This window comes from Nitrospira sp. (assembly GCA_024760525.1).
Lineage (GTDB): Bacteria > Nitrospirota > Nitrospiria > Nitrospirales > Nitrospiraceae > Nitrospira_D.
Genome location: CP060499.1, coordinates 205,581 through 222,202, shown reverse-complemented (window position 1 = coordinate 222,202; position 16,622 = coordinate 205,581). Strand labels below are relative to the sequence as shown.

General features: G+C 56.9%; 20 protein-coding genes. 13 read left to right on the top strand and 7 right to left on the bottom strand.

Annotated elements, in window-relative coordinates:
* Positions 1 to 7 precede the first annotated feature (7 nt).
* Positions 8 to 1,432, top strand: a complete 1,425-nt coding sequence (locus H8K04_00990; GenBank protein ID UVT16175.1) for a pentapeptide repeat-containing protein — start codon at positions 8 to 10, stop codon at positions 1,430 to 1,432.
* Positions 1,433 to 1,438: 6 nt separating this feature from the next.
* Positions 1,439 to 2,080, top strand: coding sequence for a dienelactone hydrolase family protein (locus H8K04_00985; protein UVT16174.1), 642 nt, complete (start codon positions 1,439 to 1,441; stop codon positions 2,078 to 2,080).
* A gap of 23 nt (positions 2,081 to 2,103) precedes the next feature.
* On the opposite strand, the gene H8K04_00980 is transcribed toward H8K04_00985, so the two are convergent.
* Positions 2,104 to 2,631, bottom strand: coding sequence for an adenylyl-sulfate kinase (locus H8K04_00980; protein UVT16173.1), 528 nt, complete (start codon positions 2,629 to 2,631; stop codon positions 2,104 to 2,106).
* Positions 2,632 to 2,710: 79 nt separating this feature from the next.
* On the bottom strand, positions 2,711 to 3,811 hold the full coding sequence (locus tag H8K04_00975) for a phosphotransferase (protein ID UVT16172.1): 1,101 nt from the start codon (positions 3,809 to 3,811) through the stop codon (positions 2,711 to 2,713).
* Between the two features lie 259 nt (positions 3,812 to 4,070).
* Between H8K04_00975 and H8K04_00970 the strand changes: the two genes are divergently transcribed.
* From H8K04_00970 to H8K04_00940, 7 genes are all read left to right on the top strand, one after another.
* Positions 4,071 to 4,628, top strand: a complete 558-nt coding sequence (locus H8K04_00970) for an HPF/RaiA family ribosome-associated protein (GenBank protein ID UVT16171.1) — start codon at positions 4,071 to 4,073, stop codon at positions 4,626 to 4,628.
* A gap of 204 nt (positions 4,629 to 4,832) precedes the next feature.
* Positions 4,833 to 5,456 (top strand): TetR/AcrR family transcriptional regulator, encoded by a 624-nt coding sequence (locus tag H8K04_00965; protein UVT16170.1) that lies wholly within the window; start codon positions 4,833 to 4,835, stop codon positions 5,454 to 5,456.
* 12 nt (positions 5,457 to 5,468) lie between these two features.
* Positions 5,469 to 6,467, top strand: a complete 999-nt coding sequence (locus H8K04_00960) for an efflux RND transporter periplasmic adaptor subunit (GenBank protein ID UVT16169.1) — start codon at positions 5,469 to 5,471, stop codon at positions 6,465 to 6,467.
* A 3-nt stretch (positions 6,468 to 6,470) separates the two neighbouring features.
* Complete coding sequence (locus H8K04_00955) at positions 6,471 to 7,406, top strand: ABC transporter ATP-binding protein (protein UVT16168.1); 936 nt, start codon at positions 6,471 to 6,473, stop codon at positions 7,404 to 7,406.
* On the top strand, positions 7,403 to 8,353 hold the full coding sequence (locus H8K04_00950) for an ABC transporter ATP-binding protein (GenBank protein UVT16167.1): 951 nt from the start codon (positions 7,403 to 7,405) through the stop codon (positions 8,351 to 8,353). The genes H8K04_00955 and H8K04_00950 overlap by 4 nt, the downstream gene beginning before the upstream one ends.
* Complete coding sequence (locus tag H8K04_00945; GenBank protein ID UVT16166.1) at positions 8,353 to 9,486, top strand: ABC transporter permease; 1,134 nt, start codon at positions 8,353 to 8,355, stop codon at positions 9,484 to 9,486. Before H8K04_00950 ends, H8K04_00945 begins: the two co-directional genes overlap by 1 nt.
* A gap of 7 nt (positions 9,487 to 9,493) precedes the next feature.
* Entirely contained in the window at positions 9,494 to 10,627 is a 1,134-nt protein-coding gene (locus tag H8K04_00940; protein ID UVT16165.1) for an ABC transporter permease, read from the top strand.
* 51 nt (positions 10,628 to 10,678) lie between these two features.
* On the opposite strand, the gene H8K04_00935 is transcribed toward H8K04_00940, so the two are convergent.
* Both H8K04_00935 and H8K04_00930 read right to left on the bottom strand, forming a co-directional pair.
* A complete protein-coding gene (locus tag H8K04_00935) occupies positions 10,679 to 12,136 on the bottom strand; it encodes a catalase (protein ID UVT16164.1) in 1,458 nt (485 codons plus the stop codon).
* A gap of 140 nt (positions 12,137 to 12,276) precedes the next feature.
* Complete coding sequence (locus H8K04_00930; GenBank protein UVT16163.1) at positions 12,277 to 12,519, bottom strand: hypothetical protein; 243 nt, start codon at positions 12,517 to 12,519, stop codon at positions 12,277 to 12,279.
* Between the two features lie 287 nt (positions 12,520 to 12,806).
* Here H8K04_00930 and H8K04_00925 point away from each other — a divergent pair, with 287 nt between their 5' ends.
* The 4 genes from H8K04_00925 to H8K04_00910 all read left to right on the top strand — a co-directional run bounded on the left by H8K04_00925 (position 12,807) and on the right by H8K04_00910 (position 14,371).
* On the top strand, positions 12,807 to 12,998 hold the full coding sequence (locus H8K04_00925; GenBank protein UVT17821.1) for a type II toxin-antitoxin system VapB family antitoxin: 192 nt from the start codon (positions 12,807 to 12,809) through the stop codon (positions 12,996 to 12,998).
* A gap of 2 nt (positions 12,999 to 13,000) precedes the next feature.
* Entirely contained in the window at positions 13,001 to 13,363 is a 363-nt protein-coding gene (locus H8K04_00920) for a type II toxin-antitoxin system VapC family toxin (GenBank protein UVT16162.1), read from the top strand.
* A gap of 123 nt (positions 13,364 to 13,486) precedes the next feature.
* Positions 13,487 to 13,804, top strand: coding sequence for a hypothetical protein (locus tag H8K04_00915; protein ID UVT16161.1), 318 nt, complete (start codon positions 13,487 to 13,489; stop codon positions 13,802 to 13,804).
* Positions 13,805 to 14,059: 255 nt separating this feature from the next.
* The gene (locus H8K04_00910) at positions 14,060 to 14,371 is read left to right on the top strand and encodes a hypothetical protein (GenBank protein ID UVT16160.1); all 312 of its coding nucleotides are present in this window, start codon (positions 14,060 to 14,062) and stop codon (positions 14,369 to 14,371) included.
* 232 nt (positions 14,372 to 14,603) lie between these two features.
* On the opposite strand, the gene H8K04_00905 is transcribed toward H8K04_00910, so the two are convergent.
* The 3 genes from H8K04_00905 to H8K04_00895 all read right to left on the bottom strand — a co-directional run bounded on the left by H8K04_00905 (position 14,604) and on the right by H8K04_00895 (position 16,450).
* Positions 14,604 to 15,398, bottom strand: coding sequence for a L,D-transpeptidase (locus tag H8K04_00905; protein UVT17820.1), 795 nt, complete (start codon positions 15,396 to 15,398; stop codon positions 14,604 to 14,606).
* A 166-nt stretch (positions 15,399 to 15,564) separates the two neighbouring features.
* Positions 15,565 to 15,999: a CBS domain-containing protein gene (locus H8K04_00900; GenBank protein ID UVT16159.1), complete on the bottom strand. Its 435-nt coding sequence runs from the start codon at positions 15,997 to 15,999 to the stop codon at positions 15,565 to 15,567.
* Positions 16,000 to 16,009: 10 nt separating this feature from the next.
* The gene (locus tag H8K04_00895; protein ID UVT16158.1) at positions 16,010 to 16,450 is read right to left on the bottom strand and encodes a CBS domain-containing protein; all 441 of its coding nucleotides are present in this window, start codon (positions 16,448 to 16,450) and stop codon (positions 16,010 to 16,012) included.
* Positions 16,451 to 16,622: the final 172 nt, after the last annotated feature.

The window sequence follows — 16,622 nt, the reverse complement described above, 5'->3', positions numbered from 1 at the left end:
GCACAAGATGACGCGCCCCTCCATACCGACCATCTTTGTGGGACTCATCATACTTATCGGATTTGCCGCCACCTGGGCGGGAGCGGCCGGTCCGTCGGCTTCCAGCACCAAATCGTCCGTGGCTCCTCCTTGCAAGAGTCTCTACAAGAAGAAATCCATTCCGGCGAAGACGCTGCACGCCCTCGTGCGTTCGCACGAACGATGGGTGGAGTATCGAGGCAACCCACATGCCAAACGCGCCGAGCTCTGCCAAGCCGACCTCAGCCGGGCCTCGCTCGCGGGCGCGAATCTCGAACGGGCTGACCTTGAAGGGACCATCCTGCGGCAAGCGAACCTGTATCAGGCCACTCTGATCCAGGCGAGTCTTGCGGGGGCCGACCTCACTAAAGCCGTCCTTGAGGACAGTAACTTCTCCGGAGCCGATCTGCGCCGTGCCCGACTCGCGGGCGCGAATCTCTTTCGTGCTATCGGCGATGAAGCCGCTCTCTTTGACGCCGTCTTCGTCGGCGCGACGATGCACGAGTCGACATTCGAGCGGGCTCAGTTGGAGGGGGCCGACCTCACCGCTGCCGACTTGACCGACGGCAACTTCGTCGACGCGCATTTTTACGGAGCGACGCTGAAAGATGCCGTCCTGGTGAATGCCGATCTGTCGGGCGCCGACCTGCGTCGTGCTGTCCTGACCAACGCCAATCTCTATCGGGCCAGTCTTCAGGGTGCGCTGCTGGACCATGCGCAACTCGAGCGGACCCATCTCATCGAAGCCGACTTAGAAAGCGCCTACCTGGACGAGGCAAACTTGCGCGAGGCCAACCTGAAGGAAGCCAGTCTGCGCGGTGCCGACCTGCGATACGCCAGTTTGTATGACGCAGACCTGCATGATACCGACCTGGAGGGAGCCAACTTGGAAGAAGCCAACCTGGCCAGGGCGAGCGTGAGCTCAGCAAGACTCCGGATGGCCATTCTTTACCATGCCGTCCTTGATGAAGCCGATTTCCAGGGTGCCCACATCAACCGGGCGGTCCTGATCGGAGCCAAGGGATGGCGCACCAACTTCACGAACGGCGATTTGAGCGAAATCTACGCTCCCAAATCCTCCCTCCGTCACGCTCAATTCAACAAGGCCAACCTGGAATCTGCTAATTTCGTCGGGGCAGATCTGAGCGGAACGAGGTTCACCGATGCAAATTTGGCCCACGCGAATCTCCAAGATGCGAACCTTCACGATGCCGTCCTCGCCGGGGCCGATTTGAGCGACGCTCGGCTGGATTCCGCAGACTTGCGTCGCGCGAACTTCAAGGGCGCCGAACTCTCCTCGGTCATCGGTCTCACGCAGTCACAACTCAACACCGCCTGCGTCGATGACCAGACCAAACTGCCGCCGGGGCTCAGCCGTCCAGTTCCCTGCAATGCGGCAAAGAAGCGAAACTAAGAAGCCATGACGGCCCCACATGAACACAATGTAAAGATCACGACAGAGCAACTTGCTCTGGAGGGTATCCTCGGCCTGCCGACCGGCGCGCGCGGGGTGGTCATCTTTGCACACGGGAGCGGGAGTGGGCGGTTTAGCCCTCGCAACAACTTCGTCGCCCGACGACTGCAGCGAGATGGACTCGGCACGCTGCTGCTCGATTTGTTGACTGAAGAGGAAGCGGACGATCGGCGCAAGGTCTTTGATATCGATCTACTGGCAGACAGACTCCTGCTGGCGAAAGGCTGGCTGGTCGCGGAGCTACGGACGAAGAACACGGGAATCGGTTACTTTGGAGCCAGCACCGGCGCCGGGGCAGCCCTGCAAGCCGCAGCGCGAGATCCGTCGAACATCAGAGCCGTCGTGTCACGAGGAGGACGACCGGACCTGGCTGAATCGTATCTGCCGTCGGTCGCGGCCCCGACCTTATTGATCGTCGGAGGCCACGATGAACCGGTCATTGACATGAACCAGGCAGCGTATGATCGGCTGACCTGTGCAAAGCAAGTGGTCATCATCCCTGGGGCAACACACCTGTTCGAGGAGCCTGGGACCCTGGAACAGGTAGCGGAACATGCAGGAAGATGGTTTGTACGGTATCTCGTTTGAGGAGCCCTGCTGAGGCTATTGGTTTATGAGAGCACGGTGTTCCTGACAACCTCCATGATTATCTCCGCTGCTTCCTTCGCTGAGACCTTTGTCGTATCGATTCTCACCCCAGGGTTCAGTGGGGCCTCGTAAGGGTCCTGTAATCCTGGAACGGTCGCCGATTCACCGCGCTGCCCGCGTCGATAGGTTCCCTTGTAGTCACGCTGCATCGCCAGTTCCAACGGACATTCCACGGCCACCTCGATGAACCTCGGAATCAGACTCCTGGCGAAATCGCGATAGGCCCGCCTATTAGCCGTGGCATCGAAGATCACCGTCACCCCATGCGAGACCAGTTTCGCACCCATGAGCGCGAGTGCACGATAGAACAGATCCCGTTCTCCGCCACTGTAGGTTGGATGAGGCGTCAAGATTCGCCGGACGGCATCCGATTCCAACACTTCGACGGAACTGATTTCCTCCAGCCTCGGCTTCAGTGCGGCAGCAATGGTGCTCTTTCCGGACGCGGGCAGGCCGGTGAGCCAGATGGCAACGCCTGGCACTCGATTCATACAGATGACCCCGCAATCGGCAACCGCCCGTCGGCCCGTCCCCGCGTGCTAATTCCGGGGACTATCGGCCACGACCTCATCATCCCCGGCAGTACTCGTTCGCACGTTCCGGCTCAAAACGCGGCACATCGAGAACATTTTCAATGAAGCGAAAGAGGCTTCGTCTGACGTCCATCGACAGAGTGGGATACCAGAGCGGGCTGGCCACGACCAGGCCGCGAAAGGCAAAGAACGGCGCCGCCGTTTCAGTGATCTCCTCGTCACCGCTGGCGTCCATGTAGGTGTCCCAGAACAAGCGGAAGAGAACTTCGAACGGTCCCCGGAGCTTGCCCCAGCTGATCAGTGAGTTCAGCAGATAATTGATCGTCATCGCGGTGATGTCGTCGGCTGGTTCGCCCCATTCTCCTCGTGACCGATCCAACACCGCAAACTCCGTTCCGGTACGGAACAGCACATTGTACGGATGGAAATCCCCGTGAACCTGAGAAAGTCGATTGGCTTTGTCACGGAGACGCCAGCGCCACCGATTGCACGCGTCCTCCACTGTTCGTAGGAGATCGCCGGTGATAAAGCCACAGCGCGCCGGATAGCTGTCGGTCAGTCCCATGATGCATTCGCCGTGACCGATCAATTCACGCAGCCGGCGCTTATACAGAGCTGCATCACGCCGTTTCTTTGCATGGATGTGGGCCAAGTAGCGCGCCAGCGCGATTGTGCGTTGGCGATCCACCTTGCGCAGCGTCCTGCCTTTCGCCAGCCGCGCAAGATCCCTATGATAGCTCACCCCGTCCGTCCATTCGTTCAACACAAAGAATTCACGAGCTTCGGCGATGGAAAAGAGCGCCTGTTTGGCATCGAATGCGCCCACATCCAGGGCCTTCACATGGCGCGGCAGGCGTCCATACGAATCGTAGTCCCACAACATGGCTTGTCCGCGATCAGCCATATGTTCGTGCCCAAACGGGCCGGGTTTCATGGTTTCAAGTACCGCGGACTGGACCCGACGTCCGATTTGAAACGTCAATTTGACCGGTGTCCCGTACCCATAACGCTTCTGTTCTCCCTTGGAGCTCTCTTTGCCGATTACTCCATAGGACAGCAAGCTGACCTTTGGGCCAAAGCGGGCCTGTAGGTAACGTTCCAAGGCTGACTTCCTCAACACCGGCATGCTGAGAGCCATCGCAATTCACGTTCCCGTCATAGCTCTTTGGAACCCTCGAGAAGGTCGCTGAATGCAAGCATGCTGGCGCGATGGGCTCCACCGATGAACAGGTCACTGTGGAAAAATGCGCCATGTTGGAGCCGCTGGGAAAGCTCGGGGATCAGGAAATATCTGCGCCAGCTGATTTGCCCACGCCGTCCAACCCGTCTCAAGTCGGCACATCGTTTGCTGACTCCGTTTGATGAAAGGGACGGAATTGTCTGGATGTGGAGGCGCTATGAAACTTGAGATTGAAAGCCGCAATGTCGCAATGACCCCCCGCTGGAAGACCGAGATTGAAGCCCGTATGGAAGACCTCCAACGAGGGCACGAGGATTTGATTCACGGCCGAGTCACGTTGACTAAGAATCGGCATCACAAGAAATTTGCGAACGTGGCGGAGGCACTGGTTGTTGTCACACTGCCCGGACGTCATACCATGACGGCCAGAAAGGAAGACAAGACCTTCGAGGAGGCCATGCGCTCTGCGTTTCATGCCGTGAGCATCGAACTCCGCAAGTATCGAGAAAAACGTGCGAAGACCGAGATTCGACTGTCACCGGTGCCGCCTCATCGCGGTGTGCTCTGCAAGCTCTTTCCCAAGGAGCAATACGGCTTCATCCTGAAAGAAGGAGGCGGTGAGGTCTATTTTCATGTGCATGCGCTGCAGGGGGTCGCCTTCGGCCATCTGGAGGATGGGATCGAGGTCCTCTTCGGCGAAGAGCAAGGAAACAAGGGCCTACAGGCGACCGTCGTCGTGCTCCCGCATCCCATGACGACAAGGGTGTCCTCATGACGATGGAGACGTTCAAAGTGCGTCCGTCGTGTTCACCTCCGTGATCGTCCGGGGACAAGTCGATTTCGAAGAGACGGGCGACCCGGAGTCCCTCAGCGAAAGTACTGGCGGGACCTATTTCCCCACCGTTTCTTGGTTATCCCCATTGATTGGAAACTAATAGTACTGTTATAGTTTCCCTAGTGTATGCCAAAACAATCCTCCATGCCGCGCCTTAAGCCGTCGTCCACTAAAATGGCCTTCCGTCAACGCATCATTCTGGAATCTCGTCGGCATTTCTTGGCTCATGGGTTTCGGGGCGTCACCATGGACGATCTAGCCCACGAGATGGCCATGAGCAAAAAAACGCTCTATGCCGGCTTTCCGAGCAAGACGGCTCTTGTGGAAGCCGTAATCCTTGAAAAGTTCAGGAACGTTGATGCCGATCTGAGCCGCATTGCATCTACATCCTCCTTAGATTCCCTCGGGTCACTCCGTCGTCTGCTCGAATGCGTGCAGGGACACATGGAGGAGATCCGACCGCCGTTCTTGCGCGACATTCGCCGCGAGATGCCGGATTTGTTTGCGGTGGTGGAACGCCGGAGGCGGGACCTGATTCAGCGCCATTTTGGAAAAGTGTTCCTGGAAGGTCGTCGTGCGGGGATCATCCGTCAGGACATTCCGCCCAAGCTGGCAATCGACATTCTGCTCGGTGCGGTACAGGCCGTGATAAATCCGTCAAAAATAGAAGAGCTGGGTTCCACACCCAAAACCGTCTTTACCGCCATCGTGCGGGTAGTCCTCGAAGGCTTGACCACCGAGAAAGCCAGACCGCTGCGTACAATCTGACTCGACAATTGGATGATGAAACGTATCCTGATCATACTTCTTGCGGCAGGAACGGTGATCATCGGAGGGTATCTCTATGTGCACTCCTTGTCCGAACGCGAGGCAGACCATACCCTCAGGATTGCAGGCAATATTGAGGCGCATGAGAGCGTAGTCAGCTTCAAGGTGCCTGGTCGTATCGTCGAGTTGCCCGTTCAAGAAGGTCAATATGTCAACAAGGGCGACCTGCTGGCGCGTCTCGATGACGACGATTACCGCCAGCAAGTGAGCGTGGACGAGGCGACCGTACGAACACGAGAAGCTGAGCTGAAGTTGGCCTTGGCCGGAAACCGGAAGCAGCAGATCCAAGCGGTGAAACAATCTGTGATCGACGCGCAATCGGATCTCGAACTCAAACGTGCAGAATTCCGCCGACGCCGAGCGCTGCTCGATGAGCAAGCCGTGTCGCAAGAAGATGTCGACAGCGCGGAAACGCTGATGAAGCGGGCAGAAGCGACGTATCGACGCCTTAAGGAAAATCATGACGAGATCGTCGAGGGCACGCGCAAGGAGGAAATTGCTGTGCGACAAGCCAATCTCCAGCTGGCCCAGGAACACTTGGAGATGGCCGGCGTGAACTTGTCTTATACCGTGCTCTCGGCGCCGATCTCCGGAGTGGTCCTCGTGCGGCAGGCAGAGCTCGGCGAAGTGGTCTCTCGTGGAACGCCGGTCGTCTCGATCGCCGATGTCGACCGCCTCTGGATGCGAGGCTATATCAACGAGACGGACCTGGGTCGAATTCAGTGGGATCAACCGGCCACCGTTCGCACGGACACCTATCCCGACAAGAAGTACCACGGTCGCATCTCGTTCATCGCATCCCAAGCTGAATTCACGCCGAAAAGCGTCGAGACCTACAAAGAACGGGTCACCCTCGTCTATCGAATCAAGATCAACCTGGACAACCAGAACCATGAGCTCAAGCCCGGAATGCCGGCTGAAGCGATCATCGACGCCCCGCCGGAACAATGACCTATGCCTTCCATCATCGCCATCACAGCCTTGACGAAACGGTTTTCGGGCATCACAGCCGTAGACCGTCTCACGTTCGAGGTACAGGCCGGTGAGATCTTCGGGCTGGTCGGCCCCGACGGAGCCGGGAAGACCACGGCGTTACGAATGTTGGCCGGCGTCCTCACACCGGACGGCGGATCGGCGACTGTCGCCGGAGCCGACATTGTCCATGATCCGGAAGCCGCCAAAGCCCGCCTCAGTTACATGCCTCAGCGCTTCGGGCTCTATGAGGACTTGACCGTCGAGGAAAATATTCGCTTCTACGCGGACGTCTTCGGCGTGTCTCGCCCGGAGCGAGTCGAGCGTTCTCAACGATTGCTCGATGCCGCCGGCATGAGTCCTTTTACAAACCGCTTGGCGGGTACGCTTTCCGGGGGCATGAAACAAAAGCTCGGACTCGTCTGTGCCCTCATCCACCGGCCACATGTGATCCTGCTCGACGAACCGACCAACGGTGTCGACCCGGTTTCGCGTCGAGATTTCTGGCGTATCCTGTATTCGCTGCTTGCCGAAGGGATTGGCATTGTGATGTCGACCTCCTACCTCGACGAGGCCGAACGATGCCATCGCGTGGCGCTGCTGCACCAAGGACGCATGCTGTATTGCGAGACGCCTGCCGGATTAAAGAGCCGCCTCCGCGGGACCATCCTGTCGGTTGTAGCAGGTGATCCCCGCCGCATTCGGACCGCCCTTGTCGGTGCAGACGGTGTCCTTCATGCATGGCTTGTCGGCGACGGCGTCCGTCTTGTAGTGGATGACGCCACACGCCGAATTCCCGAGCTTCGATCGGCACTTCGGGCTGCACATCTGTTGTTCGACCGCCTGGAAGTCGTAAAGCCCACGATCGAAGACTTGTTCGTCGCTGTTACATCGACAAGCAGCGGAGAGACGCCATGACGGATCTCCATACGTCCGCGGTAAGTGTCCGCGACCTCGTCAAACGCTTCGGGGACTTCGTGGCGGTGGACCACATCAATCTGGAGGCACGTGCGGGAGAAGTGGTGGGCTTCTTGGGTCCAAACGGGGCCGGAAAATCCACGACGATCCGTATGCTGTGCGGCCTGCTTCGTCCAACCGCAGGACAGGCCTTGGTGGCTGGTTACGATGTGGCACGGGAGGCGGAGCAGGTGCGTCGCCACATCGGGTACATGTCGCAAAAGTTTTCGCTCTACAACGATCTGCGGGTCATCGAAAACATTCGCTTTTTCGGCAGCATGTACGATGTGCCGGCGGCGATGCTCAAGCAACGGGAGGCGTGGGTACTGGAGATGGCCGGGTTGGTCGGACGGGAATCGACGGTGACCGGCACCTTACCCAGCGGATGGAAACAGCGGCTCGCCTTGGGCTGCGCCGTGCTCCATCGCCCGCCGATTCTTTTCTTGGACGAGCCGACATCCGGGGTCGATCCAATCTCACGCCGTCAATTCTGGGAACTGATCCATGCCATGGCGTCCGACGGAGTGACCGTTCTCGTTACTACGCATTACATGGACGAGGCTGAGTACTGCAACCGGCTCATTCTGATTTTTCACGGTAGGATCGTGGCTTCCGGATCGCCGAGCGAGTTGAAACAACAGACCATGACCGGCGAACTGCTGTTGATCGAATGCGATCCGCTGGGCCGGGCGCTCGATGCGCTCCAGCACGTTCCGGATATTCGGGACCTGGCTGTGTTCGGCAACGCCTTGCACGTTGTGGTTCAGCACGCTCAGACTGCGATCCCCCATCTTCGCGCTGTTTTGTCCGGACAAGGCGTCGCTGTATCAAGGATCGAGCCGATTCGTCCAAGCTTGGAAGACGTGTTCGTTTCATTGACCGCGCAATTGAGCGCGCACAGGAGCTAATGCGCTGCCATCGACTCCTCGCCATCATGCGTAAGGAAACGCTCCAGATTCGGCGCGATCTTACCAGTCTGCTGATCACGGTGGCCATGCCGCTGCTGCTGATGCTGGCGTTCGGCTATGGCGTACGTTTCGACGTCCAACACATTCCGGTCTATGTGTACGACCGTGAGGGAAGTCAGCAAAGTCAGGACTTTCTGAAGCATTTTCAAGCCTCGGAGTATTTCTCCGTCATCAAGGCCGTGGACAGTTATCCGGCGCTGATCGACGCGCTCGACGCCGGAGCCTGCCGGCTTGCCATCGTCATACCCACGGATTTCTCTGAGCGATTGAATACCGGCGGATCCGTAGGCATCCAAGCCCTGGTCGATGCCACCGACAACAACACCGCCAATATCAGTCTCAGCTACAGCGAATCCATCGTTCAGGCGTATAACCAGCGACTCCGTTTGGGCTGGGTTCAACGCCACGGGCAGGACGTCATGCCACCTCCTTTGAGGATCGACACGAGAACCTGGTTCAACGAAAACCTTGAAAGCACCGCCAATATCGTCCCTGGAGTCGTTGCTATCATCATGGCCGTGATCGGCTCATTTCTCACTTCGTTGACCATCGCTCGGGAATGGGAGCGCGGCACCATGGAACAGCTGGTGTCGACACCGGTCACGCCTATCGAACTGATGGTCGGCAAGCTCGTGCCGTATTTTTCGATCGGGCTCATCGATACCATGCTCTGCGCCGGTTTGGCGATCTGGTGGTTCGAGGTGCCGTTTCGCGGGCAATGGGGCGTGTTTGTCCTGAGCTGCACTCTGTTTTTACTCGTCGTCCTCGCTCTGGGATACGCCGTGTCGGTCGTGGCCAAGTCTCAACTGGCTGCCAGTCAAGCAGCCTTGATTGCCACGTTCCTGCCGGCCTTTCTGTTGTCGGGGTTTCTCTACCCTATCGATCAAATGCCGACCGTGATCCAGATCATCACGCATGTGATCCCAGCGCGCTATTTCATGTCGGTCATCCGCGATGTATTTCTCAAAGGAACGCCGCTTGTGTATCTCCTGGATGATCTGCTCGCATTGGCCCTCTTCGCCGCACTCTTGACACTCTTGGCCACGCGGGCGTTTCACAAAAAGCTGGCCTAGGATGCACATGTTGGGACGCCTTCGTGGCATGCTGATCAAAGAGTTCATCCAAGTCTTTCGGGACAAACGCACCCGCACGCTTTTGTTCGCGCCTCCCATTATTCAGATGCTCATCTTCGGCTATGCCGCAACCTTGGAGGTCCACCACATTCCCACCGCGGTGTTGGATTACGATCATAGCCAAGTGAGCCGCGATCTCGTGTCCCGCTTTACCGCAAGTCCTTACTTCGATGTTCGGGCATACCTGAACGATCGTCAGCAGATTCGAGATTGGATCGATCGCGGAGAGGTCATGGTGGCCCTCCAGATCAACGCGGGCTTTGCTCACGATCTTGGGAAAGGACAGACAGCGCGGCTTCAAGTGATCGTGGACAGCAGTAATTCGAATACGGCTCTGATTGCCGTCGGCTATGTCAACCAAATCGCGGCCCGATTCGCTCAAGAGTTTCAACATGCACGTCTTCTCCGCACATCGCCCTTTGCTCCATCGCAAATTCCTTCGATCGTTCTCGAGCGGCGTCCGTTGTACAACGTGAATTTCGACAGTCAGTGGTTTTTTGTGCCCGGTGTGATCGGCAATTTGATCTTGGTCATGGTCGTGAGCCTGACCGCGTTCGCGGTGGTCCGCGAGCGGGAAATCGGTACGCTCGAACAGATTATGGTCACACCCATCGGCCGCATGGAGTTCATTCTCGGCAAGACCGTCCCCTTCTTTCTGATCGGAATGCTTGATACCGCTCTGATCTCGCTGGTGGGTACCCTCTGGTTTGGCGTGCCGTTCCGTGGAAGCATCGGCGTTCTCGCGATCGGTGCCGTGTTGTTCATCCTATGCATGTTGGGGATCGGACTCTTCATCTCCACTATTTCTAGGACCCAGCAGCAAGCGATGGTATCGGGATTTTTCTTCAATATGCCGGCCATTATGTTCTCCGGCTTCGGCACACCCATCAGCAGCATGCCGGACTGGATGCAAACGCTCACCTATTTGAATCCGTTGCGCTATTTTCTGGAAGTGCTGCGAGGCATCTATCTAAAAGGCGTGGGCTTGGACGTGCTCTGGCCGCAGATGGTCGCCATGAGCCTCCTAGGCACGGCCATGTTAGTAATTAGCGTGACCCGCTTTCAGAAGTCCCTGGATTGACAGCGGCGGGGGACCATTCGATCCCCCGCCCTCGGCCTACACACAGTCGTTCTAGGCGGGTACATCCTTCAATGCAATACCCAAGGCATCGGCAATGCCCTTGCCATACGCCGGATCGGCCTTGAGACAGTGGCGGATATGGCGGATCTGGATATCACGAGGTGCGGCACCGATGGAACGAGCCGTGTTTTCAAACAGCAATTGCTGCTGCGCGGTCGGCATTAGCCGGAACAACGCGCCGGGCTGAGAGAAGTAGTCTGTGTCTTCACGATGGTTCCAATGGTCTGCGGCGCCCTCAAGACTGAGCGCCGGCTCGCGGAAATCCGGTTGCTCTTTCCACTCACCGGAGCTATTCGGCTCGTAACCGAGAGTGGCCCCATGATTATCGTCTACACGCATCGCGCCGTCTCGGTGGTAGCTGTGAGCCGGACACCGTGGAGCGTTCACCGGGATCAAATGGTGATTCACACCGAGCCGATAGCGCTGCGCGTCGCCGTAGCTGAAGAGACGACCCTGCAACATCTTGTCGGGTGAGAAGCCGATGCCCGGCACGACATTCGCCGGGTTGAACGCAGACTGTTCGACCTCGGCAAAGAAGTTTTCGGGGTTTCGGTTGAGTTCCATCACGCCGACCTCAATGAGGGGATAATCCTTGTGCGGCCACACTTTGGTCAGATCGAAGGGATGATAGGGCACCTTTGAAGCGTCGGCTTCCGGCATGACTTGTACCTGAAGGATCCACTTGGGATAGTCGCCTTTCTCAATACTCTCGTAGAGGTCACGTTGGTGGCTTTCGCGGTCCTTGCCGATCAACGTCGCGGCCTCAGTATCGGTCAAGTTTTTGATGCCCTGTTGGCACTTGAAGTGAAACTTGACCCAGTGGCGTTCGCGCTTGGCGTTGATGAAACTGAAGGTATGGCTCCCGAAGCCGTGCATATGACGGTAGGTCGCCGGGATGCCGCGATCGCTCATGACGATCGTAATCTGGTGTAGGGCTTCGGGCAGTGAGGTCCAGAAATCCCAGTTGTTCTTCGCGCTACGGAGGTTGGTACGCGGGTCTCGCTTGACCGCGTGATTAAGGTCGGGAAATTTGAGGGGATCGCGCAGGAAGAACACCGGGGTGTTGTTGCCGACCAAATCCCAGTTGCCTTCCTCGGTGTAGAACTTCAGTGCAAAGCCTCGGATGTCACGTTCGGCGTCGGCGGCACCGCGTTCCCCCGCGACCGTGGTGAAGCGGGCGAACAGGTCGGTCTTCTTTCCAACCTGGCTAAAAATCTTCGCACGTGTGTATCGTGTGATGTCCCGTGTCACCGTGAATGTGCCGTAGGCGCCTGAGCCCTTTGCATGCATGCGGCGCTCCGGGATCACCTCGCGATCGAAATGCGCGAGTTTTTCCAGGAACCACACATCCTGCAATAGCTGTGGGCCGCGTGGCCCGGCGGTCATCACATTCTGGTTGTCGGTGACCGGGCACCCGGCGGCAGTGGTCAGCTTCTTCTCATCGTTCATAGCATCTCCTCTTTGTTGAGATATAGATCAGTCCGCATGAGGTTCCTTCTTTTCTCCGCTTTTTGTGAACGCTCCGCCTCGACTTCGAACCGACCGAGGAGGGACAGAGTCCTTCCTCGGTCAGGCGTCTCGACGAGGCATTAATGGCTTATCGGTTGGATGTAGGGGTAGGCAGTGCCTTGAGATCCGATACTCTCGATCACGTCTACCCTCGTCCACTCCACTCCGGCCTTGACGCTGTCTTCCTGCGCGACCGTCGCATGAAGTGCATCGATGACATCCACCCGATGCGCATCGGCGGCCAAACTGTCGGACACGTTCACGACGCCGGTTGCGATCATCATCGACATAAATCCCACTGTCAACATGTTCTTCGCGCTCATGACATCCTCCTTGGGTTAGCTATCTGTTCAGATCATTCCGCTTACTTGAGTGCAAGATACCTTCCGCAAGAGAATCAGTCCAATTGATAGTTAATGAATCATCGATAAGTCTTACTTATCGATTCTGCGGGGCTGCAATTACCGGCAAGATTCGGCGGTTTCTGAATGGTGCGAAGGGGCAAGAGAAACAGAGTGGGCGCATCGTCACGGAGCCATTGCCAGGAGTTCGAGCGAATGTTGGAGGTCGCGCTTGACAACAGATGCCTATACCATGCATATTTATGCATATGCGTACCACGCTCAATATCGACGATCAACTCCTCAGGCGCGCGGGGCAACTCACCGGCGTTCAGGAAAAAACGCAACTCGTACGCTTGGGGCTTGAGGCCCTCATTTCTCGCGAAGCCGCTAAGCGACTTGCTCGACTGGGCGGCACTGAACCCCATCTGAAAGACATCCGCCGACGCCGGCCTGCTTAGCCATGGCCATACTGGTCGACACCTCCGTGTGGATCGACCACTTTCGTACGAGTTCATCTGCTCTTCGACGCCTGCTGGACAACGACTTGGTCGTATGTCACCCACTCGTCATTGGGGAAATCGCCTGCGGCAACATGAAGCATCGATCTGAGGTTCTTGAGTCTCTGGCCGTGTTGCCGACCACTCCCACTGTTGATCATCAAGAACTCCTGACATTTATCGAAACCCATCACCTCTTTGGACAGGGCTTAGGCTGGATCGACATTCATCTCCTCGCCTCGACGATGCTCCAGCGGGTGACACTCTGGACCCTCGATCAGTCTTTACGACAGGCTGCCAAGAAACTGCACTGCGGATTTGAGTAGTTAGATTAGCCGGGTTGTCCTCTGTCTAGCTGCAGAACACCACTCTGCGGCTAGGGTGATTCCCAGCATGGAACCATCTTCCCGCCAATTAGAATCAATGAAGGACTTTGGAGGAGGTGCATTATGGGTATCACGCTGTTACATGTTGCGATTGTGGCTACGGTGGCATTCTCTGCCGGGGCGCTCGGGTGCAGCCAGACGGCCTCCGAACGGCGCGCGGCTTCACCGACATTGGGAGAACGAATCAAACAGGATTCGGTCAGCGGCAGAGTCCATGACATCGGGGCGAAGTATGTGTCCATTAAGGACAGCAGCGGAGAAACCACACGTGTCCGCGTAGACGATCAAACCAAGATGGACCGCGTGGCGATCGGAGACCAGGTTAAAGCTTATGTTTCCGAGGATGGATATGCCTCGACGATTCAGCGAGTCTCGGAATAGGCCGCTCTGACGCTCAATATAATGCCGGCGGTAATCTACTCGCGACTCACATAGAGCAAGGCAATTTACCCCATAGTCTCTGCGACTACACCCGTCTGGGCAGGTTCCAGCGTCATCCCCTTTAACTCCTCTACGATGGCCATCTATCCTATTGTAATCAGAGCACAACTTCGCGTTTCTTCAAGGAGTTCCACAGCTGTGGTAGGCTGAAGTAGCGATCGTCCCGACTACAGAACAACGTCCAAGAGGATCATCATGAAGATGCTTCTTATCGTCTGTGGAAAGAAATTGGAGGACGAGATTGTCAATCTGTTTAAGGAACTTGGGCTTAGGGGATTCACAATGATCTCAGGCGTGGGAGGGAGCGGCGTGACCGGAACCGTGCTTAGCTCCGATACCAATCACGGTACCAATACGCTGTTCATGCTCGCGCTCGGCTATGAATCCGCGTTTCTGCCCAAGATTCTGGCCGCTCTCAAGGCGATTCGTGCCCAACATGTCCAAGGGCATCAGGAACGCGAAATCCCGTTGAAAGTCTTTCTTCAACCTTGTGAAATCATCATTTGAAGTTCCCCCTCCCGCTCTGCCCGATCATGACGTTCTTAGCTCCAACCCTTCCATAACGGCCGGCAAATTACCCTGCTCCGATCCACCCGAGACTGTGATCGACATGTTTCCGTAGGGATGACGTATAGATGGAAAAAGAACTCCACGTCATGAGGTGGCTACGCGTTTCTCATCCATGAGCGGGGCGGAGTAGAAAACAACTTACGTAGTGGGAGGCGAATCGTTCTAGACTCTAGTTTGTCTTTATCGTATGCGGCGCCTGGCCGATGATGCGGACCCTCGGGCCGCGCGGAAGAGGGGTCACACGATTGTCAGCTATCACGTTGTCAAGAACCCACTCGAACAGTCGTTTCGCGTCGTTCAGCTCAGGTTCTTTGGGAATGCCGTAATGCGCTTTTTGCATCGGTTCGTCATAGAGGCCGATACAGCCGTGGGATGCGGGATAGCCCGGCAGGTCTCGACCGTGAATCCAGTAGGAGACGCCTTCGCGATTGACAAAAAACCGGAGGGCGTAGTTCATGGGATAGGGTCTGTCCGTGCCCTCGATCGTATAGAGACAGGATTGATGCGAACCATGAGCCGCCGTCAGGCGAAACTCTCCGACCGGCGTCGGCTTTCGCGCTTCCCCGGAGGCAATCGGGACGGAAAAACGAAGCGCACCATATTCATAGGCGCCGAGAAACTGCTCGGACAGATCGATCAGTATGAACTGTTCCTCCTGCTCCGCAGGCGGATAGAAGGATGGCATCGGCTGAAAGTCCACCATGTCCTTCATGTTCTTCGGAACCTTGATGGACACCCCTGCATGCGCATGGCGCCGGTCGATTCGATTAAAGCGGGCCACGCTGATCCACAGTTCGCCGAACAGCTTTTCCAGCGACTCGCCGGTGCGGAGTTTCCGACATTCCCACTGCACAGTCCTATCGCTTGGATAGTGGATACCGCAGAGGCCTGGCGGCTTTGTCATCGGCTCCGAGTGAGAAATAGTGGGAACGAGAATGAGAATGACAAGCAGGCTATCTCTCATCAACCACGGCCCCGCAGTGGATATGAGGGACGCGCGTGCGACGAGTAACAAGAACTCCCACGGACTGTTCAAAGCGTTCCTCCGGCACGGCCGCTGGGTATTGCCCGTGGTAGAGGGAGTCTCTGGACGATGCGAGAGCGCCGGTGGCGACCGTTTCAACAGTCTGTTACGACCAATACTGCGACGCCTTCATATAGCCGAACAACAAATCTCGTCGGGCAAGAATCCCCACCAGCTTGTTATTCCGCACGACCGGTACGCGAGTCAAATAACGATCCTGGAACAGATCAGCCACTTGGGCGAATGTTTGATCTTCGGTCACGGTCACGGGCCGGGCCGACATGATTTCAGTGACCAGAAGTTTCCGAAGATCACGCCCATCGATCAAGGCCTGCAGCAGATCGTATTCGGTCACGATCCCGACCAACGTGCCGTCTTCTTCCACGACCGGAAGACTTCCGAAATTGCGATGCGTCATCAGGTGAGCGACGGCCGATGCAGCGGTGCGCGTCGTGCAGCGGGTGACGGCATCCTGCATCAATTGTTCGACGGTCAAGGTCCTTGGATCGCAGCCTTTCATGAAGAATTCGGTTTGTCGCATAGGTTCCTCACTAACCTCGTTTGCCGCCGGTTGCGAGATAGGTTCGCAAGACATCGCGTCTTGCGATAATGCCAATCAATTTATCTTTGGCGTCCACCACGGGGACGCGGACCAAATCGCTTGCGCGCAGCACGTGAACCAACGTTCCGAGCGTCGTTTCAGGTCTGACAGAATAAGGGTTGGCAGTCATGACATCCCTTGCCGCGACGGCACTGAGCTGATAACCGTCGTCGACAGCTGCGAGCAAATCGTGTTCGCTGACAATGCCGGCCAATTTGTGACCATTCTCCACGACAGGGACAGCCCCAAACCCTTCAATCATGAGGGAAGCAATCACGTCACCCTTTGTCCTCGGATGAACACATTGTACTTCGTTTTCCATCACTTGGCTGACGGTCATAGAATCAAAGCCTTTGACCTTGGCCGTTCCGGCCTTCTTCCTCTTTCTCATCTGCCCCTCCTTCTCAGCAGTCGTCGGCATGTTTCGCGAGCACTCGTCGCCGACAAACTGAACAGCAGAACTCCAATCCTCTTTCCAGCGGAAATCGACGACTTTCTGTTTACCGGACTCAACCTTAATCCCTTTGAGCCGTTGCACCTGACCCGCTCGGTGACCCTATTCG

Excerpts from the sequence above, each read along its gene's own strand:
- H8K04_00990 (UVT16175.1), top strand. The coding sequence starts at position 8 with ATGACGCGCCCCTCCATACCGACCATCTTTGTGGGACTCATCATACTT.
- H8K04_00985 (UVT16174.1), top strand. The coding sequence starts at position 1,439 with ATGACGGCCCCACATGAACACAATGTAAAGATCACGACAGAGCAACTT.
- H8K04_00980 (UVT16173.1), bottom strand. The coding sequence starts at position 2,631 with ATGAATCGAGTGCCAGGCGTTGCCATCTGGCTCACCGGCCTGCCCGCG.
- H8K04_00975 (UVT16172.1), bottom strand. The coding sequence starts at position 3,811 with ATGGCTCTCAGCATGCCGGTGTTGAGGAAGTCAGCCTTGGAACGTTAC.
- H8K04_00970 (UVT16171.1), top strand. The coding sequence starts at position 4,071 with ATGAAACTTGAGATTGAAAGCCGCAATGTCGCAATGACCCCCCGCTGG.
- H8K04_00965 (UVT16170.1), top strand. The coding sequence starts at position 4,833 with ATGCCGCGCCTTAAGCCGTCGTCCACTAAAATGGCCTTCCGTCAACGC.
- H8K04_00960 (UVT16169.1), top strand. The coding sequence starts at position 5,469 with ATGATGAAACGTATCCTGATCATACTTCTTGCGGCAGGAACGGTGATC.
- H8K04_00955 (UVT16168.1), top strand. The coding sequence starts at position 6,471 with ATGCCTTCCATCATCGCCATCACAGCCTTGACGAAACGGTTTTCGGGC.
- H8K04_00950 (UVT16167.1), top strand. The coding sequence starts at position 7,403 with ATGACGGATCTCCATACGTCCGCGGTAAGTGTCCGCGACCTCGTCAAA.
- H8K04_00945 (UVT16166.1), top strand. The coding sequence starts at position 8,353 with ATGCGCTGCCATCGACTCCTCGCCATCATGCGTAAGGAAACGCTCCAG.
- H8K04_00940 (UVT16165.1), top strand. The coding sequence starts at position 9,494 with ATGTTGGGACGCCTTCGTGGCATGCTGATCAAAGAGTTCATCCAAGTC.
- H8K04_00935 (UVT16164.1), bottom strand. The coding sequence starts at position 12,136 with ATGAACGATGAGAAGAAGCTGACCACTGCCGCCGGGTGCCCGGTCACC.
- H8K04_00930 (UVT16163.1), bottom strand. The coding sequence starts at position 12,519 with ATGAGCGCGAAGAACATGTTGACAGTGGGATTTATGTCGATGATGATC.
- H8K04_00925 (UVT17821.1), top strand. The coding sequence starts at position 12,807 with ATGCGTACCACGCTCAATATCGACGATCAACTCCTCAGGCGCGCGGGG.
- H8K04_00920 (UVT16162.1), top strand. The coding sequence starts at position 13,001 with ATGGCCATACTGGTCGACACCTCCGTGTGGATCGACCACTTTCGTACG.
- H8K04_00915 (UVT16161.1), top strand. The coding sequence starts at position 13,487 with ATGGGTATCACGCTGTTACATGTTGCGATTGTGGCTACGGTGGCATTC.
- H8K04_00910 (UVT16160.1), top strand. The coding sequence starts at position 14,060 with ATGAAGATGCTTCTTATCGTCTGTGGAAAGAAATTGGAGGACGAGATT.
- H8K04_00905 (UVT17820.1), bottom strand. The coding sequence starts at position 15,398 with ATGAGAGATAGCCTGCTTGTCATTCTCATTCTCGTTCCCACTATTTCT.
- H8K04_00900 (UVT16159.1), bottom strand. The coding sequence starts at position 15,999 with ATGCGACAAACCGAATTCTTCATGAAAGGCTGCGATCCAAGGACCTTG.
- H8K04_00895 (UVT16158.1), bottom strand. The coding sequence starts at position 16,450 with ATGAGAAAGAGGAAGAAGGCCGGAACGGCCAAGGTCAAAGGCTTTGAT.